General features: G+C 69.9%; 21 protein-coding genes. 12 read left to right on the top strand and 9 right to left on the bottom strand.

Annotation, left to right across the window (positions count from 1 at the left end; translation table 11 throughout):
* Genes ACQHIV_RS10110 through ACQHIV_RS10085 form a run of 6 tightly spaced genes read left to right on the top strand, consistent with a single transcriptional unit; the run spans position 1 to position 5,799 of the window.
* Positions 1 to 912, top strand: a complete 912-nt coding sequence (locus ACQHIV_RS10110; protein ID WP_427893224.1) for a carbohydrate ABC transporter permease — start codon at positions 1 to 3, stop codon at positions 910 to 912.
* Positions 909 to 1,799 (top strand): carbohydrate ABC transporter permease, encoded by an 891-nt coding sequence (locus ACQHIV_RS10105; protein WP_427893223.1) that lies wholly within the window; start codon positions 909 to 911, stop codon positions 1,797 to 1,799. Before ACQHIV_RS10110 ends, ACQHIV_RS10105 begins: the two co-directional genes overlap by 4 nt.
* The gene (locus tag ACQHIV_RS10100) at positions 1,796 to 2,671 is read left to right on the top strand and encodes an NAD-dependent epimerase/dehydratase family protein (RefSeq protein WP_427893222.1); all 876 of its coding nucleotides are present in this window, start codon (positions 1,796 to 1,798) and stop codon (positions 2,669 to 2,671) included. Before ACQHIV_RS10105 ends, ACQHIV_RS10100 begins: the two co-directional genes overlap by 4 nt.
* Positions 2,672 to 3,937 (top strand): enolase C-terminal domain-like protein, encoded by a 1,266-nt coding sequence (locus tag ACQHIV_RS10095; RefSeq protein ID WP_427893221.1) that lies wholly within the window; start codon positions 2,672 to 2,674, stop codon positions 3,935 to 3,937. It begins immediately after the preceding gene.
* 48 nt (positions 3,938 to 3,985) lie between these two features.
* On the top strand, positions 3,986 to 5,245 hold the full coding sequence (locus ACQHIV_RS10090) for an ROK family transcriptional regulator (RefSeq protein ID WP_427893220.1): 1,260 nt from the start codon (positions 3,986 to 3,988) through the stop codon (positions 5,243 to 5,245).
* Positions 5,242 to 5,799, top strand: a complete 558-nt coding sequence (locus ACQHIV_RS10085) for a GNAT family N-acetyltransferase (protein WP_427893219.1) — start codon at positions 5,242 to 5,244, stop codon at positions 5,797 to 5,799. Before ACQHIV_RS10090 ends, ACQHIV_RS10085 begins: the two co-directional genes overlap by 4 nt.
* A gap of 98 nt (positions 5,800 to 5,897) precedes the next feature.
* On the opposite strand, the gene ACQHIV_RS10080 is transcribed toward ACQHIV_RS10085, so the two are convergent.
* The 3 genes from ACQHIV_RS10080 to ACQHIV_RS10070 form a co-directional block, all read right to left on the bottom strand.
* Positions 5,898 to 6,989, bottom strand: a complete 1,092-nt coding sequence (locus ACQHIV_RS10080; RefSeq protein ID WP_427893218.1) for a Gfo/Idh/MocA family protein — start codon at positions 6,987 to 6,989, stop codon at positions 5,898 to 5,900.
* Between the two features lie 7 nt (positions 6,990 to 6,996).
* Entirely contained in the window at positions 6,997 to 10,794 is a 3,798-nt protein-coding gene (locus tag ACQHIV_RS10075) for a discoidin domain-containing protein (RefSeq protein WP_427893217.1), read from the bottom strand.
* A gap of 65 nt (positions 10,795 to 10,859) precedes the next feature.
* Entirely contained in the window at positions 10,860 to 12,227 is a 1,368-nt protein-coding gene (locus ACQHIV_RS10070) for an MDR family MFS transporter (protein WP_427893216.1), read from the bottom strand.
* Between the two features lie 92 nt (positions 12,228 to 12,319).
* Here ACQHIV_RS10070 and ACQHIV_RS10065 point away from each other — a divergent pair, with 92 nt between their 5' ends.
* Complete coding sequence (locus ACQHIV_RS10065; protein ID WP_427893215.1) at positions 12,320 to 12,868, top strand: TetR/AcrR family transcriptional regulator; 549 nt, start codon at positions 12,320 to 12,322, stop codon at positions 12,866 to 12,868.
* Here ACQHIV_RS10065 and ACQHIV_RS10060 read toward each other — a convergent pair.
* The gene (locus tag ACQHIV_RS10060; protein ID WP_427893214.1) at positions 12,858 to 13,922 is read right to left on the bottom strand and encodes a tyrosine-type recombinase/integrase; all 1,065 of its coding nucleotides are present in this window, start codon (positions 13,920 to 13,922) and stop codon (positions 12,858 to 12,860) included. The genes ACQHIV_RS10065 and ACQHIV_RS10060 overlap by 11 nt on opposite strands.
* Positions 13,923 to 14,048: 126 nt before the next feature.
* On the opposite strand from ACQHIV_RS10060, the gene ACQHIV_RS10055 reads away from it, so the two are divergent.
* Complete coding sequence (locus ACQHIV_RS10055; protein ID WP_427893213.1) at positions 14,049 to 15,182, top strand: hypothetical protein; 1,134 nt, start codon at positions 14,049 to 14,051, stop codon at positions 15,180 to 15,182.
* Here the strand turns inward: ACQHIV_RS10055 and ACQHIV_RS10050 are convergent.
* Positions 15,175 to 15,972, bottom strand: coding sequence for an NAD(P)H-binding protein (locus ACQHIV_RS10050; protein WP_427893212.1), 798 nt, complete (start codon positions 15,970 to 15,972; stop codon positions 15,175 to 15,177). The two genes, ACQHIV_RS10055 and ACQHIV_RS10050, sit on opposite strands and share 8 nt — an antisense overlap.
* Positions 15,973 to 16,028: 56 nt before the next feature.
* On the opposite strand from ACQHIV_RS10050, the gene ACQHIV_RS10045 reads away from it, so the two are divergent.
* Positions 16,029 to 16,433 carry a winged helix-turn-helix transcriptional regulator gene (locus ACQHIV_RS10045; protein WP_427893211.1) on the top strand — a complete coding sequence of 135 codons (405 nt, stop codon included), beginning with the start codon at positions 16,029 to 16,031 and terminating at the stop codon, positions 16,431 to 16,433.
* Between the two features lie 76 nt (positions 16,434 to 16,509).
* Here ACQHIV_RS10045 and ACQHIV_RS10040 read toward each other — a convergent pair whose 3' ends face one another.
* The 3 genes from ACQHIV_RS10040 to pepN all read right to left on the bottom strand — a co-directional run bounded on the left by ACQHIV_RS10040 (position 16,510) and on the right by pepN (position 22,144).
* Positions 16,510 to 16,917, bottom strand: coding sequence for a hypothetical protein (locus ACQHIV_RS10040; protein WP_427893210.1), 408 nt, complete (start codon positions 16,915 to 16,917; stop codon positions 16,510 to 16,512).
* Positions 16,918 to 17,582: 665 nt separating this feature from the next.
* On the bottom strand, positions 17,583 to 19,499 hold the full coding sequence (gene sepH / locus ACQHIV_RS10035; protein WP_427893209.1) for a septation protein SepH: 1,917 nt from the start codon (positions 19,497 to 19,499) through the stop codon (positions 17,583 to 17,585).
* Between the two features lie 188 nt (positions 19,500 to 19,687).
* Positions 19,688 to 22,144 carry an aminopeptidase N gene (gene pepN, locus ACQHIV_RS10030; RefSeq protein ID WP_427893208.1) on the bottom strand — a complete coding sequence of 819 codons (2,457 nt, stop codon included), beginning with the start codon at positions 22,142 to 22,144 and terminating at the stop codon, positions 19,688 to 19,690.
* 35 nt (positions 22,145 to 22,179) lie between these two features.
* Between pepN and ACQHIV_RS10025 the strand changes: the two genes are divergently transcribed.
* The 3 genes from ACQHIV_RS10025 to ACQHIV_RS10015 all read left to right on the top strand — a co-directional run bounded on the left by ACQHIV_RS10025 (position 22,180) and on the right by ACQHIV_RS10015 (position 24,623).
* A complete protein-coding gene (locus tag ACQHIV_RS10025; RefSeq protein ID WP_427893207.1) occupies positions 22,180 to 23,124 on the top strand; it encodes an aldo/keto reductase in 945 nt (314 codons plus the stop codon).
* Positions 23,121 to 23,885 carry a YaaA family protein gene (locus ACQHIV_RS10020; RefSeq protein ID WP_427893206.1) on the top strand — a complete coding sequence of 255 codons (765 nt, stop codon included), beginning with the start codon at positions 23,121 to 23,123 and terminating at the stop codon, positions 23,883 to 23,885. Before ACQHIV_RS10025 ends, ACQHIV_RS10020 begins: the two co-directional genes overlap by 4 nt.
* Positions 23,886 to 23,993: 108 nt before the next feature.
* Complete coding sequence (locus ACQHIV_RS10015) at positions 23,994 to 24,623, top strand: HNH endonuclease family protein (protein WP_427893205.1); 630 nt, start codon at positions 23,994 to 23,996, stop codon at positions 24,621 to 24,623.
* On the opposite strand, the gene ACQHIV_RS10010 is transcribed toward ACQHIV_RS10015, so the two are convergent.
* Positions 24,620 to 25,567 (bottom strand): transcriptional regulator TrmB, encoded by a 948-nt coding sequence (locus ACQHIV_RS10010; RefSeq protein ID WP_427893204.1) that lies wholly within the window; start codon positions 25,565 to 25,567, stop codon positions 24,620 to 24,622. The two genes, ACQHIV_RS10015 and ACQHIV_RS10010, sit on opposite strands and share 4 nt — an antisense overlap.
* Positions 25,568 to 25,658: the final 91 nt, after the last annotated feature.

The following is a 25,658-nucleotide window of genomic DNA, read 5'->3' as shown; positions in this document are numbered from 1 at the left end:
ATGCCCAGGCAGAACCGGAGCAGTGCCAGGTCAGTCGCGACCTGGTACCGCTCCGGCGGGCTGAGCGCGATCCTCTTCGCCCTGCCCCTGGTGCTGATCTTCCTGTACTTCTCCTGGGGCCCGATCCTGCGCGGACTGGTCCTCAGCTTCCAGAAGAACAACCTGGTCCAGGCGCCCGAGTGGGTCGGCTGGTCGAACTTCAGCTACGTGCTGACCGACCCGCAGCTCCCGCAGGCGGCACTCAAGACGCTGTACTTCGCGGCGCTGGCACTGGTCTTCGGTTTCCCGGTGCCCTTGTTCCTGGCCGTGTTCGTCAGCGAGCTGCGCAAGACGGGCTGGCTGTACAACGTGCTCTCGTACCTGCCGGCCGTCGTACCGCCGGTGGCCGCGATCCTGCTCTGGACGTTCTTCTACGACCCGAGCGGCGCGGGTGTCTTCAACGCGATCCTCGGCTGGTTCGGGATCGGGCCCTTCGCCTGGCTGAACTCGCCGACGCTGGCGATGCCGGCGATCGTGCTGGAGGCGACCTGGGCCGGGGCGGGTGCGACCTCGATCATCTACCTGGCGGCGCTGACCGGCGTACGGACGGAGCTGTACGAGGCCGCCGAGCTGGACTGTGCGGGGATCTGGAGCCGGGTCTGGCACGTCACGCTGCCGCAGATCCGCGGAATCATCCTGATCATGATGCTGCTGCAGCTGATCGGCACGTTCCAGGTGTTCACCGAGCCGTTCCTGTTCACCGGCGGCGGCCCGAACAACGCGACCACGACAGTGCTGCTGCTGATCTACCGGTACGCGTTCATCAACGGCGACTTCGGCGCCGCGACCGCGCTCAGCGTGCTGCTCGCGCTGGTGCTGTGCGTGCTGTCGGCCGTCTACCACCTCGTCACCCGCCGCTGGAGTACGACATGAGCAGCGAAGTCTCGGAACGCGGAATCATCTCGGCCGCCGACCGGCAGCGCGGCGTGGTCCGGATCGGCCTGCCGGTCATCCAGGTGCTGATCTTCGTCGCGGTCGCGATCGCCGGCGTCGGTCCGCTGCTCTGGCTGCTGAAGTCCGGCGTCTCGACCAGCCAGGACATCCTCAGCGGCCCGATGCAGCTGTGGCCGTCCGGGATCCAGCTGAAGAACCTCCCGGACGCCTGGAACCGGGTGCAGATCGGCGCGTACCTCGGCAACACCGCGATCATCGCGATCGGCTCGATGATCTCGACGCTGTTCGTCTGTACGACGGGCGCGTTCGTGCTGAGCGTGCTGCGCCCGAAGTGGGGCCCGGTCGTCACCGGCGCCGTCCTCGCGACGCTGTTCCTGCCCGGCGTGATCTCGCTCGTCCCGCTCTACATGACCGTGCTGGACATGCCGCTCCTGCACATCAGCCTGCAGAACACGTTCTGGGCGGTCTGGCTGCCGCAGGCCGCGGGCGCGTTCAACATCCTGGTGATGAAGCGGTACTTCGACTCGATCCCGCGCGAGCTGATCGAGGCGGCCCGGATCGACGGGGCCAGCAACCTGCGGATGTTCACGTCGCTGATCCTGCCGCTGTCGAAGCCGATCGTCGGGGTGGTGGCGCTGCTGACCGTGATCGGTTCGTGGAAGGATTACCTCTGGCCACTGCTGGTGCTGCCCGACCCGACGCTGCAACCGATCTCGGTTGCCCTGCCGAGGGTGCAGAAGACCACCGAGATCTCGCTGCAGATGAGTGCCCTGTTCCTCGCGGTGCTGATCCCTGTGATCTTGTTCTTGTTGTTCCAGAAGCAGTTCCTGCGCGGCGTCGGAATGTCCGGAGGCATCAAAGAGTGAGTGAACTGAACGGCCGGCGGGTGCTGGTCACGGGGGCTGCCGGCCGGATCGGACTGGTCACGGTCGAGCACCTGAACGCCCTGGGCGCGAAGGTGACCGCGCTGTCGAACGTGCCGCATCCGGACCTGAAGGCGGACCGGGTGCTGATCGGCGACACCCGGTCCGAGGCGGACGTGGCGCGGGCCCTGGAGGGCGCGGAGTACGTCGTCCACCTGGCGGCGCTCGCGCACCCGTCGGCGGGTACGCCGTACGACGTCTACACGATCAACGTGGTGTCGACGTTCAACGTGCTCGCGCAGGCGGGGGCGCTGGGTATCGACCGGGCGGTGATCGCGAGCAGCATCAACGCGACTGGCGTACCGTTCAACCCGCACGAGATCCGGCCGGCGTACTTCCCGTGGGACGAGAAGGCGCCGAGCGACGTGGGCGACTGGTACTCGCTGTCCAAGCAGAACGACGAGAACACCGCGCGGATGGCGTGGCGCCGGTGGGGGATCGACGTGGTCGCCTTCCGGTTCCCGCACGTGAACTCGGCCGACGCGCTGGAGCGGATGGCCGCGCACGTCAAGGAGGACCCGGTCAGCGGGCTGCGCGAGGCGTGGACGTACCTCGACACCCGCGACGCGGCACACGTCGTCGAGCTCGGGCTCACAGCGCCGCTGTCCGGGGCGCACACGTTCTTCGTTGCCGCCGGCACCAGTACGGCGCCGTACGCGACCGAGGACCTGCTGGACGCGTACGCACCCGAGGTGCCGCGGCTGCGGCGGTTCGTCGGGCGTGAGGTACCGATGGACCTGACCGCGGTCCGCACCACGCTGGGCTTCCAGGCCCGGCACGAACTGGACCTACCAACTCTTCCCCTGGAGCTTTGAATGGCTGTGCACAGCCCGAGTAACTTCGACCAGCCGTGGCCGGTCCGCGACGACGTCCGGATCCGCGAGGTGAAGGCGATCGTCACGGCGCCGCAAGGCATCCCGCTGGTGGTCGTGAAGATCGAAACCACCGAGCCGGGCCTGTACGGGCTCGGGTGCGCGACGTTCACGCAACGCTGGAAGGCGGTGCGGACGTTCGTCGACGAACACCTCGCCCGGCTGCTGGTCGGCCGCTACCCGGGCGACATCGGCGACCTGACCAGGCTCGCGTCGTACTCCGGGTACTGGCGCGGCGGGCCGGTCACCAACAACGCGATCTCCGGGATCGACCAGGCACTGTGGGACATCGCCGGCAAGCGTGCCGGGATGCCGGTGTACGAACTGCTCGGCGGCAAGGTGCGCGCGGCCGCGGACACGTACATCCACGCCAGCGGCAAGACCATCGAGGACACGATCGAGCACGCGAAGTCGCTGATCGACCAGGGCTGGCGGCACGTCCGGCTGCAGATGTCGACCCCGGGCGGCGGCGGGTACGGCGCTCCGCGGGTGCCGACGCTCTACCCGGATGCGCCGTACCACAACGGCTGGTCCGCGCGTGACTACCTGCGCTCGACGCCGGAGCTGTTCGCCGAGGCGCGGCAGGCGCTGCCGGACAACATCGAGCTGCTGCACGACGTGCACTCGCGGCTGACCCCGAAGGAGGCGATCGTCCTGGCGCGGTCCCTCGAGCCGTACGGGCTGTTCTTCCTGGAGGACGTGCTCGCGCCGGAGAACTGGGACCGGCTGCCCGAGGTCCGGGCCGCGTCGCCGGTGCCGCTCGCGGTCGGCGAGCTGACCACCTCGATGAACGACGCCGTCCGGCTGATCCGCGAGCACGGGGTCGACTTCATCCGCTCGCACGTGTCGGACATCGGCGGCCTGACGCCGGCCCGCAAGCTGGCCGACCTCGCCGAGCTGTGCGGCGTGAAGACGGCCTGGCACGGTCCCGGCGACACGTCCCCGATCGGCGCCGCCGCGAACGTCGCGCTGGACGTCACGTCGGTTGCCTTCGGCATCCAGGAGGGCCACATCTACAACGACGCGACGTACGAGGTGTTCCCCGGCACGCTGCGGATCGAGAACGGCTGGCTGCGCCCGAACGACGCACCCGGCTGGGGGATCGACGTCGACCTGGAGGCCGCCGCCCAGTACCCGGCCGAGCTGTCCGGGCACGACGAGTGGGCGGCCGGCGTACGGCGTATCGACGGGGCGCTGGAAGCGCCGTAGAACGGAAGTACCATCACGGCCAGTGAGAGACGAGACGGGGAGGTGGAGATGAGCGAATCGGTCGAAGGGCTGGTACGGCGCGCCGGTGCGAACCAGTACGACCTGGGCTCGTTCAACGAGGCCGTGATCATCGAGACGATCCGGCTGGCCGGCATCATCAGCCGGACCGAGATCTCCCGCCGGACCGGTCTCACCCAGCAGTCGGTGTCGCGGATCCTGCGCATCCTGCTCCAGCAGGGCCTGCTGGTGGAGGAGGCGCAGGAGCGCGCCGAACGGCTCGGCAAGCCGCGGACGCCGGTCCGGCTGCGGTCGAACGCGGCGCACGCGGTCGGGATCCACGTCGACCCGGAGCTGCTGACGGTCGCGGTCGTCGACCTGGACGGGAAGATCGTCCGCCGGGAGACCGTCGACCTGGCGGAGGATCTCGAGGCCGGCAAGCTGATCGACCTGACCGCGGCGACGGTGACCGCGGCGTTGAGCATCAGCCAGGTGGACATGGACTCGATGCTCGGCGTCGGTGTCGCCGTACCGGGGCCGATCGACGCGGACGGGTCGCTGCTCGCGTTGCCGCTGCAGCCCGCCTGGCGCGGGCTGAAGATCCGGCAGCTGCTGCAAGAACGTTTGAATCACCCGGTGCTGGTGGAGAAGGACGGTACGGCGGCCGCGATCGGCGAGCGCTGGATCGGCCGGTCGGCGCGAGCCCGGGACTTCGCGTACCTGTACCTGGGGACGGGCGTCGGCAGCGGGCTGTTCCTGAACGGCGCGATCTATCGCGGCGGTACGTCGAACGCCGGCGAGTTCGGCCAGGTCGCGGCGTTGCGGGTGGGGGAGTGGGACGGCGAGAACGGGCCGCGGCTCGTCCCCGAGTGCAACCCGACCGCGTCGTTGCCGGTGATCGCGGCGGAGTACGGGTACGTCGAGACGGATCCGGCCGCGACCGACGAAGCCACGCGGTACAAGGCGGTCTGTCACGCGGCGGCCGCCGGGGACGAGGCCGCGGTGAAGGCGGTGCGGCAGGTGGCGCGGGTGATCGGGCAGGGCGCCGTCGGGCTCGTCGACCTGCTGGACATCGATCTGCTGGTGCTCGGTGGGCCGGCCTTCGGCAAGGAGATCTCGGAGATCTTCCTTGCCGAGATCGGGCGGGCGGTGAACGCGCATCCGCTCGCGCGGGAGACCCGCGAGGTCGGTGTCGAGGAGTCGATGCTGCAGAAGGACGCGGCCGCGGTCGGGGCAGCGTCGACGATCTTCCACGACGCGTTCACCCCTCGGGTGTCGGGATCGAGTCAGGCACGTAGGCTGCCGAAGTGATCGATCCCCGCCTGCTGACGCCGGAAGTCGAACTCCGGATCGCGACCCTCGACGATGCTCCCGCCCTGGCCGACGCACAGGTCCTGAGCCGCGAACACCTCCGCCGCTGGGAACCGGTGCGGACGGAGAAGTGGTTCACGACGGCCGGCCAGGTCGAGCGGATGCAGTACCAGCTCGAGCGGTACAAGAACGGTCACGTGGTGCCGTGGGTGCTGGCAGCCGGGTCGCGGATCGTCGGTGCGATCACGTTGAGCGATCTCGTTCCTGGGCCGTTCCGGAGCGCGAGTCTCGGCTACTGGGTGTCGGTCGACTCGATCGGCCAGGGGCTGGCGACCCGGGCGGTGGAAGCGGTGGCCGAAATCGCCGACAGCCAGTTGAAGCTGCACCGGATCGAGGCCAGCACGCTGACCGGCAACGTCGCATCACAGCGGGTGCTGGAGCGGACGGGTTTCCAGCAGATCGGCATGGCGCCGACCTACCTTCACATCGACGGGTACTGGCAGGACTGCAACCTCTACCAGCGGATCCTGAACGACCGCGAGCCCGGCGCCTGACGGCGCGGAGCGCCAGGCCATCACAATCGCCGCCGCCGGGGCGGCGTCACGCTCAGCCGCGGGGCTGAGTCGTGGGTTGTGATGGCCTGGCGGTCCGGTCAGTTCGGGGGAAGCCCGACGCCGCGGGAGACGTCGACGTCGTCGTAGCGGCCTTCGAGCACGTCCAGGAACTTGACCGGGCGTTGGAGGGTCGACGCGATGTAGACGGCCCGCACTGTCGCCAGCGCGTCGATCGCGTCCTGGACGGTGATGGCCGGCGTGGACCCGTTCGCGATCGCCTGGAAGATGTCGTCGTACTGCGCCGGGTGGCCGCCCGGGTCGCCGGCGTCGATCGGCTGGTCGGGCTCGGTGCCGTCGACGTTGAGGCGGCTGAGGCGGTCGTCCTCGAGCTCGGCGCCGCCCTCGGTGCCGTGGACGGACACGCGCGTACGCCCACCCGGGTACGCTGCCGTCGTCGCGTGCAGCGTGCCGACCGCGCCGTTCTCGAACGTGAGCGTCGCGACCACCGTGTCCTCGACCTCGATCGCGTGGTGCGCCGCCCGCAGCGCCTGCGCCTGGATCGTGACCGGGCGGCCCATGAACCACAGCATCAGGTCGACGGTGTGCACGCCCTGGTTCATCAGCGCGCCACCCCCGTCCTGCGCCCAGGTCCCACGCCAGCCCGCGGACGCGTAGTACTCGTCGCTGCGCCACCAGGCGACCGTGGCGACGGCCGACGTCAGCTGCCCGAACCGCCCGGCGTCGATCGCCTGCTTGATCACGGCGCTGCCGGCGTCGAACCGGTGCTGGCTGATCACCGACGACACCACCCCGTGGTTCCCGGCCCGGTCCGCCGCGGCGCCGAGTCGCCGCGCGCGGATCAGGTCCACGTCGAGCGGCTTCTCGATCACCACGTGCTTCTTCGCGTCCAGCGCCTGCTCGGCCAGCGCCGCGTGCGTACCGCTCGGGGTGCAGATCGCGACGAGCGACACGTCCGCCCCACTCAGCGCGGCGAGCAGGTCGTCGTACACCTTCGGCTCCGGCTGGCCGAGCTCGACCAGCCGCGCCCGGAGGGCCTCCTGGGCCGCGGCGTCACCGTCCACCAGGGCGGTGACGATCGCGTCCGGCCGGTCGGCGACGGCCTGGGCGTGGGTGCGGCCGATGATCCCGCACCCGACGATCGCGACCTGCTGCTGTTGTGTGTCAGCCATCTCGCTCCTACTTCGGTGTGAAGTTGGCGGTCAGTATCTGGTCCGCGCCGACGGTGAAGGTGTACGACGGCGTTGTCGCCACCACCGTCCCGTTCACGGTCCAGTCCAGGAAAACGCTATCCGATCTCGGTGCCGCCGTCACTGTGACCTGCGCGCCGACCTCGTACGTTCCGGGCTCGGATTCGTTGCCGGCGATCGCGGCGGTGCCGTTCCCGTTCGCCCGGACCGCGACGCTGCGTTGCACCACGTTGATCACCATCACGTTGTGCAAGGTCGCCGTACCGCTGAGCGTCGCACCGTTGTACCGGGCAAGATTCGTCGCCTCGACGTCACCCTTCACCACCTGCACGGTGTGACCGTCGGCGCCCAGGTTGTCGGTGCCGAGGTTGAACGCCTCGACCTGGCCGTCGTTCACCACCAGCCCGTCGTGGAAGCCGTACGCGAACACGTTCAGCAGCGTCAGCCCGCGGGCTCCGTCGACGGTGACGATCTTCGCGGTCTTCCGCATGTACTTGTCGATGACGAGCTCGAAGATGTTGCCCTCGTTCATCCAGTACGGCTGCTGGTACCCGACCCGGGTGACCGCGTTCCCGTTCGACAGCACGCCCTCGACCCGGCCGTTGCGCCCGGAACCGATCGTGATCGCGTGGTCGAAGAACGCGCCAGCCACCTTCCGTACGACGACGTCGTCGCCGCTCAGGTCGATGCCGTCCCACGCGTTCGGGAAGCCGGCGTTGATAACGTAGTTCCCGCCGGCGTGCCCGCGGATCGCGTACGGATGGGCGACGACGCCGTTCGCGGGGTTGTTCTCCGGATAGAACACCCGCAGGCCGCGCACACCTGCCTCGGAGCCGAGCGTGACCAGCGCCGTGTCGGTGTTCTTCTCGAACGCCTGCAGCACCGTTCCGCCGCTCAGGCCGCCCTCGTCCCGGTTCGGTACGGCGGACGCCCCGCGCAGCTCGACCTTGGCCGGCACGATCAGGTGCGTGCCGATCCGGTACCACCCGGCCGGCAGGTACACGATCCCGCCGCCGTCTCGCCCGGCCCGGTCGAGGACCTTCTGTACGTCGCGGGTCGCGTCCGCGGCCGGCAGGTACCCGACCCCGTGCGGCGCGTCCACGACGTACAACTTCTGCACCGGCTTCGGCAACGGCCTCTGCGTGTACGTCGGCGCCGTACCGGACATGTGGTGGATCGTCCCGGTCTGCGGGCCGACGACCTCTGTGCCGGTGAGCTTCACGTACCCGTGCGAGTTGTTCGTGATCCCGCCGTCGACGTGACCGCCCGCGAGCGTCATACCCCAGCGGTCGTCCATCACGTCGACCAGGATGCCGGTCCCGGTACGGCGGATGTCCGGCGCGAGGAAGCTGCCCGTGAACTGCGCGCGCTGCCCGGCGACGACGTGCACGCCGACCGCGTAGTCGGACACCGCGACCCGGTAGAACTGGTCCCACTCGAGGTCACCCAGGACGAGCCCGGTGCCGTGCGCGCGGGTCCACGCGTCGAGCGTCGCTCTGGCCGGCGGGTGGAACGCGGCCGGTGCGGACGACCAGTACGAGTTGCTGAAGGCAACGTTCTCCCAGGTGCCGACGTCGGCGCCGTTGTACGCGCGAGCCCCTTCGAACAGCGCCGTACCGTTGACGTTGCGGATCGTCGTGGACTCGTGCACCTGGCCGGAGCTCGGGGCGTTGCCGTGGTCGTTCGGCATCGTGCTGACGCCGATCCCGCGGTACGAGTTCAGCATCGTGACGTCGGAGACCGTCGACATCATGTAGTTCTCGTTGCCGATCCAGGCGCCGCCGGGGATCTCGAACGTGTAGTTGTACGGCACCGGGTTCGTCGCGCTCTGGTTCGGGTAGTACGTCGTGACGCCGAGGACGCCCGCGCTGCCGCCGATCCGGAACAGGCTCGGCCCGTCGTCGCCGGGCGCGAGGTCCGCGATGATCACGGTGCCGAGCTTCGGGCCGTGGTCGCCGCGGAGCGTGCAGAACGCGTGCACCTCGATCGTGTCGGTCACCTTGTACTGCCCGGCCGGCAGCCACACCGTCCCGCCGCCCGCGTCCTGGCAGGCGTAGATCGCCTGCTGGATCGCCTTGGTCGAATCCCGTTTGCCCGTGCGGTCGGCGCCGTACTGCGTGGCGTCGAAGTCGGCGACCACGCCGTCCTCGGTCGGGTTGACGGTCTGCACCAGCCTCGGCTGCGGCGCCACCACCGGGGTGACTCTGAGCTGGAGTTCCTTGACGGTGAACGAGTCGGCGCCGGTCATCGCGACCCGGACGTAGCGGGCGTTGGTGGTGGCGAACCGGGTCCGGCTGATCTGGTTGCCGCCCGGCGAGCCGATCCGGCCGACGGCGCTGAACTTCGTCCCGTCGTTCGACACCTGCACGGTGTAGTCGGGGGAGTAGGCCCCGCCCCACTCGACGCGTACGTCGTTCACCGGCCGCGGCTTGCCGAGATCGAGCTGCAGCCACGAGTCGGCGCCGCCGGTCCAGGACGTGTCGTGGTTGTCGTCGTTCACGTTCGCCGCGCCGGTCCCGCCGCTCGCGGACGCCGTACCGTCGGCCGCGAAGTTCGTGTCGACGACCGACGCGGTGAACGTGTCCAGCGCGGCCTGCAGCGTGGTCAGCGCCTGCTTGACCTGGACGTCGGTGACGCCCGGGGTGGACGCGATCGCCTGAGCGTTGTCGATCGCGGCCTGCAAGGTGGCTCGGCTGCCGGCCGGGTACTGCCCGTCCCGGGTGCCTTCCCGGGCGGACTGCTCGGCGCGGGTGGCCTGAGCGATGAGGTCGACGAGACCTTCGGTGACGTCGAGCGTGCCCGCGACCTTGGCGACCCGGACCGCCGCGACCTTGAGGTCGACGGAGCCGTCGCCGTTGTGGATCCGGAAGTCCCCGCCGTTCGAGCGGTTCGTCAGCACCGCGTCCGGGAGCGCGAACGTGTAGGTCTTCCAGGTCTTGGTGTCGCCGTACCGGACGACCTCGGAGTTCTTGAACTTGTCCGGGATCGTGTCGCCGGGGGAGTCGTAGTGCAGCCCGAACCGCCCGTTGCCCTCGTCGAAGTAGTCGATGCTGACCAGGACCAGGCCGTGGTTGTCGTACAGGTAGGTGTCGGCGACGTTCATGTAGAAGAAGTTCGTCCCCGGCGACGGCGCCGTACGGTCGGTCTGCCAGTACGGGCGGCCGTCCTGGACGCCGGTGATCAGGTGCGACGCGTCATCACCGGCGCGCGGGCTGATCCCGTTCTGCACCGGTGTCGCGCCGAGCTGGACCGAGGCGCCCGCCGTACTGATCCGGAGACCGGCGATCGTGACGTCGTCGCTGCCGCCGAAGACCCTCAGGTCGGCGTCGCCGAGCCGGTTCGTGAAGCTGATGCCCGTGAGCGCGAAGACGCCGGTCTTCCACTGGCCGGTGTTCGTGAGCGGTACGTCGGTGGCGTCCTGCTGCGGGTTGTCCTTCGCGTCGTACTGCAGGTCGAGCGTGCCGGAGCCGCTGTCGAGATAGGTCACCGTCACCAGGACGTTGTCGGTGCCGATCTCGTCGACGTAGTCGTGATCGACGTCGAACTCGAGGTAGCCGGTGCCGGCCGCGCGGTTCGTCTGCCAGTAGGTACGTCCTTGGGCGGTGCCGGTCCGGAGCCCGGCCGGGTCGTCGCCGGCGGCTGGTTTCAGGCCGAGGGTGGTGGGCGTCGGGCCGAGGTCGGCGCCGACGCCGCTGGGGTACATGGTGGCGGCGTGCGCCGTCGGTACGGCGAGCACGCCGGTGAGCAGGACAAGGGGGAGAACCCGCGCGAGCAGGCGTCTGGACATGCTGGAACCTCCCAGGTGGCGGACCGGAAGTGCAGCTGCGCGGATAAGTTAAACCAAGCGTGTTACTAATTCAAGACTCTGCGCTTGGTGGGCAGGAACAGGCCTGGGACGGCGGCGAGCACCGTGAATCCGATGGCCCAGACGAAGCTGTGGGCGTACGCGAGCTGGGTGCTGTGGCCGGTCAGCTGGCTCTGCAGCACGACCGCCAGGGTCGCCGCACCGAACGCTCCGCCGAGCTGCTGCATGATGCGGGTGGTGCTGCTCGCGTGCGGGATCTGGCCCGGCTCGAGATCGCCGAACGCGCCGACCATCACGGCCAGGTTCACCGCACTCAGCCCGGCCCCGCGGATCACGAGAGCGATCGCGAGCAGCCAGTACGACGGGTTGCTGAAGGCGAAGGGGATCGTGCCGATGGTCGTGAGCACGACGCCGATCAGCACGACCGGGCGCGGGCCATACCGATCGGTGAGGCCGCCCGCGGCGCGCCCGATCAGACTGCCGACGCCCTGCGGTACGAGTAGCAGGCCGGCCGCGGTGACCGTCTCGCCGCGGGCCTGCTGGTAGAACAGCGGCAGCAGCAGCATTGCGCCGTACAGACCGAAACCGGTGAGGAACAGGAGCGCGGTCGACGCGGTGAACGACCTGCTGCGGAACAGCGCCAGGTCGATGAGAGGCTCCGCGGTGCGGCGCAGTACGAAGATTGTCAACAATCCTGCGCCGACGGCCAGTGGAATCAGGACCGCCGCGTGACCGAAGCCGTGGTCGCTGACCTGGCTGAGGCCGTAGATGATCGCGGCGAGCGCGGGAGAGACCAGCAGCAGCCCGATGACGTCCAGAGCGGCGGTGGTCGGCGCGGGGTCGGGCCGCAGGGTGCGTACGGCGAGGGCGATCGCGGCGAGGCAGATCGGGACGTTGACGTAGAAGATCCAGCGCCAGTCGAGGTGGCCGACGAGGACGCCGCCGATCACCGGGCCGAGGATCGGGCCGATCACCACCGGCAGCGTGACGACCGCCATCAGCCGGCCGATCCGTTCGCGGCCGGCGGCGCGCAGCAGGATGGTCTGGAGGATCGGCAGCATCAGCCCGCCGCCGATGCCCTGGAGCACCCGGAACGCGATCAGCTCGCCGATGTTCTGGGCGATGCCGCAGAGCATCGAGCCGGCCAGGAACAGCGCCAGCGCGACGATCCACATCCGCTTGGCGCCGAACCGGTTCGCCGACCAGCCGGTGATCGGTACGGCCGTCGCGAGCGCCAGCAGGTACGCCGTACTGATCCATTGGACTGTGGCGACCGAGGCGTGCAGCTGGACGCCGAGGGTGTGCAGCGCGACCGTGACAATGGTGCTGTCGAGGAGTGGGGCGAGTGCGCCGAGGATGAGCACGGCGGCGAGCTTGAGGACCGATCGGTCCAGTCGGTCCGTTGCGGTGGTCATCGTCGAACGCTCCTTTAGAGACGTGGCGTCTCTTACGGCGTTCAGGGTAGGCTCGGATCGTTAAGAGACGCAAGGTCTCTTCTGGAGGTTCGATGGAACGCCGCCGAGGTGCCGAACTGGAGGCCGTGCTGCTGGACGCGGCCTGGGCCGAGTTGACGGAGTCCGGCTACGCGCGCCTGACGATGGAGTCGGTCGCGGCCCGGGCGCAGACCGGGAAGCAGGTGCTGTACCGGCGCTGGCGGAACCGGGCGGAGCTGGTGACCGCGGCGATGCGGCACCACGCCGGCTCGATCGTCGAGAACATCCCGGACACCGGGTCCCTGCGCGGCGACGCACTCGGAGTGTTGCAGCAGATGGCCGACCGATTCACCCTGCTCGGACCGGACACGATCCACGGACTGATGGCCGAGGCGCCGGACCTCGATCCGGAGGTCTACAGCCGGATGACCGGGGTGATGGCGACGATCGTGAAGCGGGCCGCCGAGCGCGGCGAGATCGCGACGGCCGACGTACCGGTCGCGGTGCTGACCGCGCCGACGAACCTGATGCGGCACGAGATCTTCTTCACCCACGCGCCGGTGCCGTCGTCGATCATCACGTCCCTGGTCGACGACGTGTTCCTGCCGCTGGTCAGTCGGTGAGGTGGCGGGGTACGGCGTTCATCACGCGGCCCAGGTCGTCGGTGAGGGCCGCGACACGTTCGGCGCGGCCGTCGTCGTCGATGTAGACCATGACTGTGCGGACGTCCGCGTGGCCGGACAGCTCCTGGAGGTCCTCGGCACTGTGACCGCGGCGCTTCTGGTCGGTGATCGCGGTGGCGCGCAGCGAGTGCGGGCCGACCGTCTCCGGGCGGGGGATACCGGCCGCCTTGGCGAGCCGGCGGAGCAGTCGCGTGACGTCGTGGCGGTCGAGCCTGTTGCCTCCGGCATCCGCCAGCAGTGGGGCCGGCCCGTCGCCGGTCCACGCCGGCCGGGTCGCACGGTAGGCGTCGAGCAGTTCGGCCACGGTGGTCTCGAGCGGGATCCGGACCGCCTTTCCGCCCTTGCGGGTGATGACGAGCCAGGTACGGCGGCCCTCGTCGTGGCGGTCGGTGTCGTCGGCTCCGCAGAGTTCGGAGACTCGCAGGGCACCGGTGTACAGCAGGCCGACGATCAGGGCGTCGCGTACGTCGGACGCCGCCGCCAGGAGGTCTTCGACCTGATCGGCGTCGAGCACCCGCGCTGAGGTCGCACGCCGGCCGCGGTGGAACTTCGGGCGGTGGTCGTCGTCGGAGATCGGCGACACCACGGGCAGACCCCAGCCGGCGGCGTACCGGTACAGGCTGGACAGTGCGGACAGCCTCCGGGAGATCGAGGAGGCCGCGGCTCCGGCGTCCTGCTGGTAGGTGAGCCACATCGTCACGTCACCGCGCTGCAGATCGAGGCCGAAGCGTTCGCGGCCGAGCTCACGGCGGGCCCAGTCGGCCCAGAGCAGGAGATCGTCGGCGTACCCGATCCGGGTGTCCTGACTCGCGCGGCGGGTGCCGCCCAGCCAGAGGACGGTCAGGGCGGTCAGCTCGGGGGTGAGCGCGTCGATCAGGAGGTCGAGGCGGTCGACCGGTGCTGCTGCGGGGTTGTGGAGCGGGCGGCGCTTGCCCAGGGAGCGTCGTACGGCGGCCTCTGTTGCCTGGTCGGGTCGTGGCGCCAGCTCGTTCACTCGAAACAAGCTAGCGCATAACGGGGATTATGCGCTACTTCAGTTCAGTTTTGTTCGGTCTAAAGTTGTTGATGGAAACCAAACTTAAAGGGGAACTGTATAGACGTAATGCAGTAGGGTGGCGACATGACGACTGAGGCGATCGCGCGGACTCGGCAGGGGTTGTGCGAGTTTCCTGGGGTGAGCTGTGCGAACCCGAAGCAGGTCGATCCGGGGACCCCGGGACGACCCCCGAAGTACTGCGGCCGAGAAGGCGCGGGCGTCGACGGGAAGCCGGTCGTCCACAACAAGGCGAACGCATGGGCCGCCAAGAACCGGTTGGCCAGGCAGCCGGTACGCCGTGACGTCGCCGGCGCCGAAGCGGCACCGGTCGCTGGGCCGGTGACTGCCGCTCGGATGACGCTCGAGCAGTTGATGAAGGGCAACCTGCCGCGGCTGGTGGGGGAGTTGGAGGGGTACCTCGCGCAGATCGCGGAGGCGATCCGGACGTACGGCGACGCGGAGGCGGTTGCTGCCGAGGTGGAGCAACTGCAGGCGGCCTCGCGGGCGGAGCTGGCGGATGCCGAACGGCAGCGCGGCGAGGAAGAGCACCGCCGCCGGAAGGCTGAGCAGCAGGCAGCGGAGGCCGAGGACGCCCGCGAGGAAGCCGACGAGGCCGCCGAAGCAGCCGTTGCCGCCCTCGACGAGGCCCGCGTCGACGTCGCGGTCGCCCAGGAAGCCGCCGAACACGCCCGCCGCGACGCCGCGCTGGTCAGCGAGCGGATGGCCGCCGAGCTCGAGCAAGCCCGCCAGGAGCTGGCGGCGGCCCGCGAGTCCGCCGCGGCCGAGCTCGACCGAGTACGCGCCGAGACGGACCACCGAGTCCGCGACCTGCAGACCGCTGCCGAGGAACAACTCCGCCAGGCTCGCACCGAACTGGACGCCGCGCGAACCGCTCAGTCCACAGCCGAGACCGACCGCCAGACCTCCCACCAAACCGCGGAACAACTACGCACCGAACTCCGCGACGAACGCGCCCGGCACCGCACCGAACTGGACACCCTCCGCGCCGAGCACCGAGCAGACCGCGAACAACTCCGCACCGACCACCAAACCCAACTGGCCGACCTGAAGAAGTCCGCCGAAGACCGCATCGCCGCCCTCACCGCCGCCCACCGAGCCACCGAACAAGCGACCGAACAAGCCACCGAAACCCTCCGTCGACAGCTCGAGTCTCGGTCGACCCCGCCATCGGCCACCGATCCTGAGGTCGTCAGCTGAAGGCTTGGAGGTTCCGGGTGACCCAGTCGGCGAAGGAGTGCGGCGTACGGCCGAGGACCTTTTCGATGTCGGGGCTGACCTGCTGTTCGGTGGGGAGTGGGGAGCCGAGGACGTCGAGGGTGGCCTCTACTACTGGTTCCGGCATGAAGTTGAGCATGTTGGTGCGGGCCTCGGCGCGGGTCAGTTCGGTGAAGTGGATGGGTGTGCCCAGGACCTCCTCGATGGCCTGCGCCTGCTGACGTGGCGAGATCGCGGCGGGCCCGGTGAGGGTGTAGACGGCGCCGGCGTGGCCGGGTTCGCGGAGGGTGACCGCGGCGACTTCGGCGATGTCCTGCGGGTCGACAGCGGGGAGTGCGACGTCGGCGAACGGGGCGAACATCGCCCGCTGGGTGCGGATCGACTCGGCCCAGGCGAACGCGTTGCTGGCGAAGTTCCCTGGCCGGAGGATCGTCCAGTCGAGCCCGGACCCGGTGACGGCATCCTCGTGGACCGACGGGTGCCGCTGGGTGGTGACGCCCTGGGACGACAGCAGGACGACGCGCGGTACGCCGGAATCCCGCAGTACGTCGACGACCGCCTGCATGTTGCCGCGGGCAAGGAAGTCGGGGGAGGTGAGCAGGAAGACGGCCTTCGCACCGTCGAGTACGGGCCGCAGAGAGTCGGGTTGGGTCAGGTCGGCCTGGTGGCCGGCGCCGGTACGCGAGACGGGGACGACGTCCTCGCCGAGCGCGGTCAGGGTCTGGGCGAGGGGACGGCCTACGTTGCCGGTTGCTCCGGTGATCACGATCATGACGATCACGCTAGTGGCCTGGGGATAGTAGGTACCTAGAGGATAGTATTGGGTTTGTGACCGAGACCACTCCCGCCCAAGCCGATCCCACACCGGCCGATCCCACTCAGGCCTGCCCGATCGCGCCCGTCGTCGACCTGGTCTTCAGCCGCTGGACGACACCGATCCTGTGGACGCTGAACGAGTACGGCGTACAGCGGTTCGTCGAGTTGCACCGCCGGATCGGCGCGATCACCCCGAAGGTCCTCACCCAGCGCCTCCGGCAACTCGAACGCGACGGCCTGATCATCCGGACGTACCACGCGGAGGTCCCGCCCCGCGTCGAGTACGACATCAGCCCCCTCGGCCGCAGCCTCGCCCCACTCTTCCACTCCCTCGCCGAATGGTCCCCCAACCTGGCCGAGGTAGCCGCCGCCCGATCCCACTTCGACGCCACCGAACCACCCCACCGCCGCCCGTAACCACCCGTCTGGTGCCTGTCGGTGGCATTCCGTTCGTCGAGTCGTTGGATTTGGCGGGCGACTCGCGGTTGCGGACTTAGGCGACGCCGGCTAGTTCTCGGGTGGGGAGTTGGGTGAGGAGGGTGAAGAAGTGTTCGGTGGCGTCGGCCAGGCGGAGTAGGCCGGCTTCGTGGTGGTGCCAGCCGTGGTGGAGTTCGCCGTCGATGGTGCGCTCCTCGAGGGGTACGGCGTAGCGGCTGAGGGTGATTCGGGCCGGGCCGGTCTGTGGGTGGTGGTCGCCGCAGCCGCATTCGGCCGGGATGGTGATCGTGGTGAGGGCGTCGGGGGAGTAGGTGCGCAACCGGAGGGTCGTACCGCGGGCGGTGAAGTGGGCGATCGTTGCGTCAGGCAACTGGACGAGCAGCTCGACCGGTACGGCGTACGAACCGGGAAGGAGCCGGAGACCACGGGAGGCGAGCAGGTCGGCGAGAGCCGGGAGATTCATGCGATGTTCCTGTGAGTGCTGTGTCGGCGGGCGGGCCACGGAAAGGACAGGGCCTCGTGCGCCGGAAGCCGGCGCTCGTCAGCGACAACAGCAACAACACAGCATCTGCATGCCGACGACTATGACAGCACGCAGGGTCCATCGCCAAACACCGTCCGCGATGTGGGACAGCTGTCCAGGAAGGGAACCGGTCGGCGTGGGGCGACCAGGCCGCGCTCGGCCTGAGTCGGTAGGCGCCCGCGAGGACCGTGGCGATCTGATCCCGCCCCGCGCCCAGGTCCAGGGCCTCGACCCCGGCCAGGGTCTCCCAGCAGCCCGCACCTGAGCACCACCTACTGCACCAGACCCACCAGACGCCCGAGCACCAGCCGGCCGAGCAGCGACAGGCTTCCGAGTACCCGGTTCGCCAACGCTTGGCCCTGCACCAGGCCCAGCAGGCACCGGAGCGCCAGCGGCCTCGCAGCAACAGGCTTCCGAGCACCAGGTTCGCCAACGCTTGGCACTGCACCAGTCCCAGCAGACGCCCGAGCGCCAGTGGGCCCGCAGCAACAGCGTTTGGAGCGCCAGCGGGCCCCGCAGTAACAGACTCCGAGCACCAGGTTCGCCAGCGCTTGGCACGGGGGTTCTGTCGCGGGCGCTCTTCCGGCCTGTGGTCGATCGGTGGGTCAGTCGGCTTTCTTGCCGAACATGATCTCGTCCCAGCTGGGGACGCTGGCGCGCTTGCCTCGGCGGGCCGGCTTCTTCTTCGGCTCCGCAGGGGTTTCGGCGTCGTCGGTGCCTTCGGGGAGCGCGGGCTGGTCGACGGATGCCGCCGGCTGGTTGGCTGGGCGCCCGTTCTGCTCTGGCTTGGAGGCACGGCCGGGGTTGCTGGGCTCGGGGCGGGTGCGCTCGGCCTGGGTTGGCTCTGCCTGCTGGTTGTCGTCGGAGGTGCGGGCTGCCGCAGGGTCCTCGCCGGTGCGTGAGCGCGTGGTCCGGGGATCGGCCGGCCGGGGCGCGGTTGGACGAGGTCCAGCCGGACGGCTCGGCTCCGCAGTCCGAGACGGAGTACTCCGCCCCACCGGCGCCTGGTCTCCACGTGCGGGCGCCTGATCCCCACGGGGGGTGGCCCGCGCTACCGGGGCCTGGTCCTCGTGCGAGGTGGCTCGCGCGGCCGGCGCCTGGTCACCGTGCGAGTCACGGGCGGAGGAGTCCTCCCGCAGTTCGCGCGCCGCTTGTTCACCGCGGGAGCCGCGTGCGGCCGGCTCATCCCGGAAGTCGCGTCGCGGCTGCTCCTCGCCGTACCCCTCGTCCGGCTGGTCGTCCCGGTAGTCGCGTGGGTCTTCGGCGGGGGAGGCGTACGTCGGTGGCGTGGTGGGGCGTTCGACGGCGCGTACCGAGGGGCGGGGGGCCGGGGGCTGGTCGACGGGGACGTCGATCAGGGTGGGCTCTTCGTCCGGGTTCGGGACCGAGTGGACGCGGCGGGGGCCGCGGTCGGTGTCGCGGGACGTACGGACGTCACGCCGGTAGTCGTCGCGCTGGAACCCCTGGGAGTCGTCGCGGAAGCCGGAGGCGCCGTCGCGGGCACCGTCGCGCGCACCGGAGCCGCCGTCGCGATAGCCCGAGGCGTCGCGCACACCGGCGGACCCGTCGCGGAAGCCCGACGCGCCGTCGCGCATGCCGGCGGCACCGTCGCGGTAGCCGGAGGTCTCGCGCGTGCCGGAGGATCCGTCGCGATAGCCCGAGGCGTCACGCACACCGGAGGACCCGTCGCGGAAGCCTGACGTGCCGTCGCGGTAGCCCGGGGTGCCGTCGGGGAAAGGTTGGGGGTCGCGGGAAACCGGGTGGTTTCGGCGGCGGAGGGCGACGGTGTCTTCGAAGCCGGCTTCGTAGCTGTCGGCGCCGTGGTCGGGGGCGATCAGGGGGTCGATGTCGGCGACCGCGGCCAGTCGGCGCTCACCAGGCTGTGGCTGGACGGGAGTGGGCAGGACCTGGGCCTGTTCGCCGACGAGCCAGCGGGCCTCGTCGTCGTCGGGTACGACGTACCGCCCGGGGGCGTCGTACGCGAACATGCCGATCTTCTCGTCCTTCTGTTCCTCGCCGTTGTCCTCGGTGTCCTCGGACTCGACGAAGTACGAGACGCGCACCGCCCAGCGCCCGTCCTCGCGCCGCCAGGCGTCCCACTCGGCCGAGGTGGGATCGACGTGCCGGAGCCGCAGGCGGTCGGTGACCCACGCGCCGAGGTTGCGGGTCGGAGCGTCACCGCCACCACGGCGACGGACGGAGGCGCGCTGCGCGAGCGTGGCGATGTGGTCGCGCTCGGCCAGGACCGGGCCGGCGAACGCCATCACGCGTTCCATCGGCATCTGGGCGACCGCCGCGACCGCTTCGGGACTTTCGCCGGCGCGGATACGAGCCTGGATGTCTCGTGGGCGCAGCGCGCTCTCCATTTGAATCTCCAGCTGGCCGAGTCGGGCACGGTCGCCGCGGAGGGCCGCACGCAACCGGTCGTCGACCGGAACGGCGAACTCCTCGCCCGTCTCTGCCATCGCCAGGATGAGTTGGGTCCCATCCTGGTTCAGACCGACGAGCCTCGCCTCGCGCATTGACCTTGTTCTCCTGTGCGGTTCTAGACAGTCTCTCCCGGACGCCGGACCTGACCAAGACCGGCGCGCCGTGCCGCCCGGTCATTGTGGAGGTTACGTCACGAAAACACATCTTGCCTGGTCACCAGGGTCCTCCTGGTCACACCAGTCACATTAGTCACAACACGGCGTGACTGCTGACGACGGGGTCAGTCGCCGTACGCCGAACGGACCGAAAGGGCCCGCTTGAGGTCGTCGGCGCTGTCGGCGACCGAACGCCGGATGCCGGCCGCGACCGACTCGTCCGCGATCAGCCCGCCGGCCAGGTCGACCACCCGCTGCTCGACCGCGTACCGGGGGAACGCGAGGCCGGCGCTGCTGGCGACAACCCACCCGGACCGGAGCTTCTGGGTGCCGGCGATCTCCGCGAAGTACCGGTCGACGTACGGCGCCGTGAGCTCGGCCTGCGTCGGGTGCCAGAACCCTTCGCAGGCGGCGTACAGCTCGTAGTTCGGCAGGTCGGCGTCGGTGGTGATCTGCGCCCAGGCACGCTCCTTCGCCTCGGCGGTCGGCAGCGCGGCGCGGCAGCGGGTCGCATGGACGACGCCTTCGGAGGACGAGTCGCGCTGCAGTTCGGCGTCGATCTCCGCCTCGCCGATCGCGCCGAGGCGGGCGAGCTGCAACGTGACCAGCCAGCGCAGGTCGGCGTCCATCGTCACGCCGTCAGGTACGCCGTCGCCCGCGAGCCAGCCCTTCAACCGGTCGACGTCGTCGGTGAACCGCGCGAACCCGCGAGCCAGCGACAACTGCACGCTGGTCCCGGCCTCGACGGTCGCCAGCCGGTCCCGCAGTACGTCGGCCAGCCGCCCGCGGTACGGCTCGTACGGCAGGTAGACGCCGAGCAGCCGGGTGATCGCCCAGTTCAGCAGCGTCCCGACCGCGATGTCGCTGGTCTCGGTCGGCAGCATCCCGAGCACCACGTCGAATCCGGCCTTCGGGTCCAGTTCGGCGTCGGCGACCGCGTCCCGGACGCTGTTCAGTACGACGGCCCGCGTGACGCCGTCGTCGATCTTCGGCAGCAGCGCCGCGAGGTTCGCGAGGCTGTCCGCGTCGAGCCGGATCTTCGCCCAGCTGTCGTCGCCGGCGTCCGGGACGACGACCGCGACCGACGGGTCCAGGTCGACCGGCACCTCGTCGGCGTCGACCAGTACGGCGACGTCGGTACGACGGCCGTCCGCGTCGAACCCGGCGACGGTGAGCTTGTGCGGCCGCGACGCCGGGTACGCCTCGGGGGCCTTCCGGTGCAGCTTGATCCCGTCCGCCGTCCGGACGACGGTCAGCGTGTCGACGCCAGGGGTCCGCAGCCAGGCCTGCGCCCACTCGTCGAGGCCGGTCGCGCCCGCCTCGGTCCATTTGCCGACCAGGTCCGCGAACGTCGCGTTGCCGAACTCGTGCGCGGCGATGTGCGCGTTGACCCCGGCCAGGAACACGTCGTCACCGAGGTACGCCGCGAGCTGCTTCAGCGTGGCGGCGCCCTTCGCGTACGAGATGCCGTCGAAGTCGTCGAGCGAGGAGGCCGCGTCCTTGACCGCGTCGGCGGCGACCGGGTGCGTCGACGAGCGCTGGTCGGCCTGCAGGCCCCACCACTTGCGCATATATGCGAAGTCGATCCAGTTGTCCGTGTACCGGGTGGCGGCGGTGGAGACCCGGTGCGCCATGTACTCGGCGAACGACTCGTTCAGCCAGAGGTCGTTCCACCACTTCATCGTCACGGTGTCGCCGAACCACTGGTGCGCCATCTCGTGCACGATGGTCCGGGCCCGCTGGCTGCGCTCGCCGTCGGTGACGGCGGAGCGGAACACCATCGAGTCGCGGAACGTCACGCAGCCCGGGTTCTCCATCGCGCCGGCGTTGAACTCCGGCACGAACGCCTGGTGGTACTCGCCGAACGGGTACCGGTAGCCGAACATCCGGTGGTACTCGTCGAACGACTGCTTGGTGACCTCGAAGATGTCCGCGGCCTCGCGGTCCAGCGCGTCCTTGAGCGACTGCCGGGAGACGACGCTCAGGTTGATCCCGTCGTGCGCGTCGGTGACCTGGTGGTACGGCCCGGCGACCACGGTGACGAAGTACGTCGACAGCGGCTTGGTCTCGGCGAGCTCCCAGCGGCCGGGGGACACCTGCGTCGCGGCGCCGTTGCCGAGCACGATCCACTCCCGCGGCGCGGTGACCTTCAGCCGGTACGGCGCCTTGAGATCGGGCTGGTCGAAGCAGGCGAAGATCCGCGGGCCGGCGTCCAGGAACGACATCGCGTACGTGTAGGCGAGCCCGTCGGCGGCGTCGACCGCGCGGTGCAGGCCCTCGCCGTCGTGCGAGTACGCCATCGTGGCGGCGACGACCAGTTCGTTCGCGTCCTGCAGGCCGGTGAGCTCGAGCCGTCCGTCGTTCAGGCCGGCCACGTCGACGGCCGAACCGTTCAGCGTCACCGAGATCAGCTCGTCGGGTTTCACGTCCACCCAGCTGGCCGGCGACGAGGCGGTGAACCGGATCGTCGTGGTGGATCCGAACGTGCGATCGCCCTGGGTGAGGTCGAGGTCGACGTCGTACGACTGGACGGAGAGCGCGGCGGCCCGAGTGCGGGCGCCGTCGACGGTGAGACTCGGCATGAGGGCCACTGTATGCGGTGACTAGGCTGAGCCCCATGGGCAATATGGAGTACCGCCAGCTGGGTGACTCGGGTCTGACCGTCAGCGTCGTCGGACTCGGCTGCAACAACTTCGGGCGGCGGCTGGACGCGGGCCGGACCGAGGCCGTCGTGAACGCCGCGGTCGACGCCGGGATCACGCTGTTCGACACCGCGGACATCTACCGCGGCGAGCACGGGTTCAGCGAGGAACTGCTCGGCAAGGCGCTCGGCTCGCGCCGCGACGAGGTCGTGATCGCGACCAAGTTCGGCGGCGACATGGGCGGCGTCAACGGCCCGGACTGGGGCGTCCGCGGCTCCCGGCGGTATATCCGCAAGGCGGTCGAGTCCAGCCTGCAGCGGCTTGGCACCGACTGGATCGACCTCTACCAGCTGCACTTCCCGGACCCGGTGACGCCGATCGAGGAGACCCTGGCGGCCCTCTCCGAGTTGGTTGCCGAGGGCAAGGTGCGGTACCTCGGCAGCTCGCAGTTCGCCGGCTGGCAGGTGGTGGACGCGGACTGGACCGCGCGGTCCAACGGCCTGGAGCACTTCGTCAGCGCCCAGAACCAGTACTCGCTGCTCGAGCGCGATGTGGAGGACGAGCTGGTGCCGGCCTGCGAGCACCTCGGGATCGGGATCCTGCCGTTCTTCCCGCTCGCCTCCGGCCTGCTGTCCGGCAAGTACAAGCGCGGTACGTCGGCCCCCGAGGGCACCCGGCTGGCGACACAGCCGGAGCGGCTGGCGCAGGCGGACTTCGACAAGCTCGAGGCGCTGGACACGTTCGCGGCCGAGCGCGGCCTGACGATGATCGACGTGGCGATCGGCGGCCTGGCCGCGCAGCCCGCGGTCGCGTCGGTGATCGCGGGCGCGACCAGGCCCGAGCAGATCGCCCAGAACGTCGCCGCCGGCACCTGGGACCCGACCCCCGCCGACCTCGCCGCCCTGGACGAGCTCACGTGACGCTGATTCTCCTGCCGCCGTCCGAAGGGAAGACCGGGCGGTCGCGCGGGCGTGCCGTGGACCTGGAGACGTTGTCGTTCCCCGAGCTGAACCCGGTCCGCGAGCAAGTGCTCGAGACGCTGGCGAAGGTGTCGGCCTCCGCGGACGCGCACGACGTACTCGAGGTCGGCGCGTCGCTGCAGCACGAGGTCGAGCGCAACACCCGCTGGCGCACCGAGCCGTCCGTGCCGGTCTCCGAGTTGTACTCCGGGGTCCTGTACGACGCTCTCGGCTACGCCACGCTCTCCGCGGGCACCAAGCGCCGCGCCGCGAACCGGCTGCTCGTCATCTCGGCCGCCTGGGGCGCGCTCCGCCCGGCCGACCGGGTCCCGCCGTACCGGCTCTCGATGGGTACGACGCTGCCCGGCCACGGACCGCTCGCGTCGGTGTGGCGCGATCCGTTGAACGCTGCCCTCAAGGACGTCGACGGCGTGCTCGTCGACTGCCGGTCCTCGACGTACGTCGCCGCGTGGCGGCCGAGCGGTGCGCAGGCGGACAAGTGGGTGTCGGTGAACGTGGTCCGCGAGCGGAACGGCGTACGGACCGTTGTCTCGCACAACGCGAAGCACACCCGCGGCCTGGTCGCGCGGCACTTGCTTGAGTCGGGCAAGGATCCGGGGACCGCGAAATCCCTGCACAAGCTGGTGAACGAGCGCTGGAACGCCGAACTGGACCGCGCGACGACGGCCGGCTGGACGCTGACCGTCGTGGAACACGACTGACGTTCACTCGACTGTAACTGGTGAGTGGTTTCCCACGCAGGGTGATGCGGGAAGGCTGAAGGGCGCAACGTCAGGGGGGATCCGCCCCACCCATCGGAGGCCTGACCCATGCGACGCATCAGCACGTTCCTGATCACGACCGTGGCCGCGACCGCGGCCCTTGCCCTCAGCACCGGCCCGGTGTTCGCGTCCCCGCCGACCCCGCCGTCGGCGAGCACCGCCGCCACCGAGCTGGCGAGCCTGACCGTGAAGGCGGAGGGCTCGACGACCGGCTACAGCCGGGACAAGTTCCCGCACTGGATCATCCAGTCGGGGACCTGTGACACCCGCGAAGAGGTGCTGAAGCGCGACGGCACCGGCGTACAGGTCGACAGCAGCTGCCACCCGACCGCCGGCAGCTGGTACAGCGTCTACGACAAGCAGACGTTCACGAACTCGTCGGACGTCGACATCGACCACATCGTGCCGCTCGCGGAGGCGTGGAAGTCGGGCGCCAGCGGCTGGACGCAGGCGAAACGCCAGGAGTTCGCGAACAACCTGACGATCTCGCAGCTGATCGCGGTGTCGGCGTCGAGCAACCGCTCGAAGGGCGACCGGGACCCGTCGGAGTGGAAGCCGACCAACACCGCGGTGCACTGCATGTACGCCCGCTACTGGATCTGGGTGAAGTACACCTACAAGCTGTCGCTGCAGTCGACCGAGAAGACCGCACTCCAGCAGATGCTCGGCACCTGCTAGTCCTCGAGGAGGTGGCGGCGCTGGGCGTGGATGCCGGCCTGGAAACGGGTGCGGGCGCCCAGCGTCTCCATCAGTTCGGCGACCCGGCGGCCCACGGTGCGGCTGCTCAGCGCGAGCTGGCGGGCGATCGCGTCGTCCTTGAATCCGGCGGCGAGCAGCGTCATCAGGCGGGCGTCGGTCGGGTCGGCCTTGGCGGCCGGGACGACCGGCACCGCCTGGTCCCACAGCAGCCAGAACATCTCCGTCAACGCGTCCAGCAAGGCACACGGATGTACGACGAGAGCGCTGTCGACCAGCTGGTCCACCGACAACGGCAGCAGCGCGATCTTCCCGTCGAACACGGCCAGCTTCATCGGCACCTGCGGATGCACCCGTGAGGTCTCGCCCGCGTCGGCCGCGCTGAACGCCTCGTCGACGCCGCCCGGGATGTCGAGCGAGTCGGGGGAGTAGATGCCGTGCACGACGACCCCGTCGCCGAGGAGTCCACGGACCGTACTGTCGGACTCGTCAGCCTGGGCGGCGTACGGCGGGCGGTCGAGGACGAGGAGCTGGTTCCGCGTCCCGTTCAGCAGCTGGGTGAAGCGGGCCGCGATCGCCTCCTGCCCGACGATGACCTCGACGAGGTTCTCCGGCCGGTACCGCTCCTGGGTGCTCAGCTCGGACAGCAGCACCCGGGCCTCCGCGCGGACGCGGTCCAGCTCGGCCCGCCGTACGGCGACCAGCGCGTCCACCGCGACGTCCGGGCGGGTCGGCAGCAGCCGGACCGGGTCGTCGGAGGTGCTGGTCAGCAGGCCGAGCTTCTCGAGCCGGCCGACGGTCGCGACCACGTCCTGGACGTCCCGGCCGAGGCGGTCGGCGAGCTGCTGGACGTCGCAGCCCGGCGCCGACAGGAGCGCCCGGTAGGCCTCCTCGTCGGGCGGCTCCACCCCCACGGACTCCAGCATCCGATCAGGCTATCTCGTTCCCCGGACGGGCTCGACCGGTTTGGCGACTTCACGTCATGGCCGACATACGTCAGTACCCGAACAGGTGCAC

Origin of the sequence: Kribbella polygonati (assembly GCF_050320105.1) — a bacterium.
Taxonomy (GTDB): domain Bacteria; phylum Actinomycetota; class Actinomycetes; order Propionibacteriales; family Kribbellaceae; genus Kribbella.
This window is presented reverse-complemented; position numbering and strand designations above follow the sequence as displayed.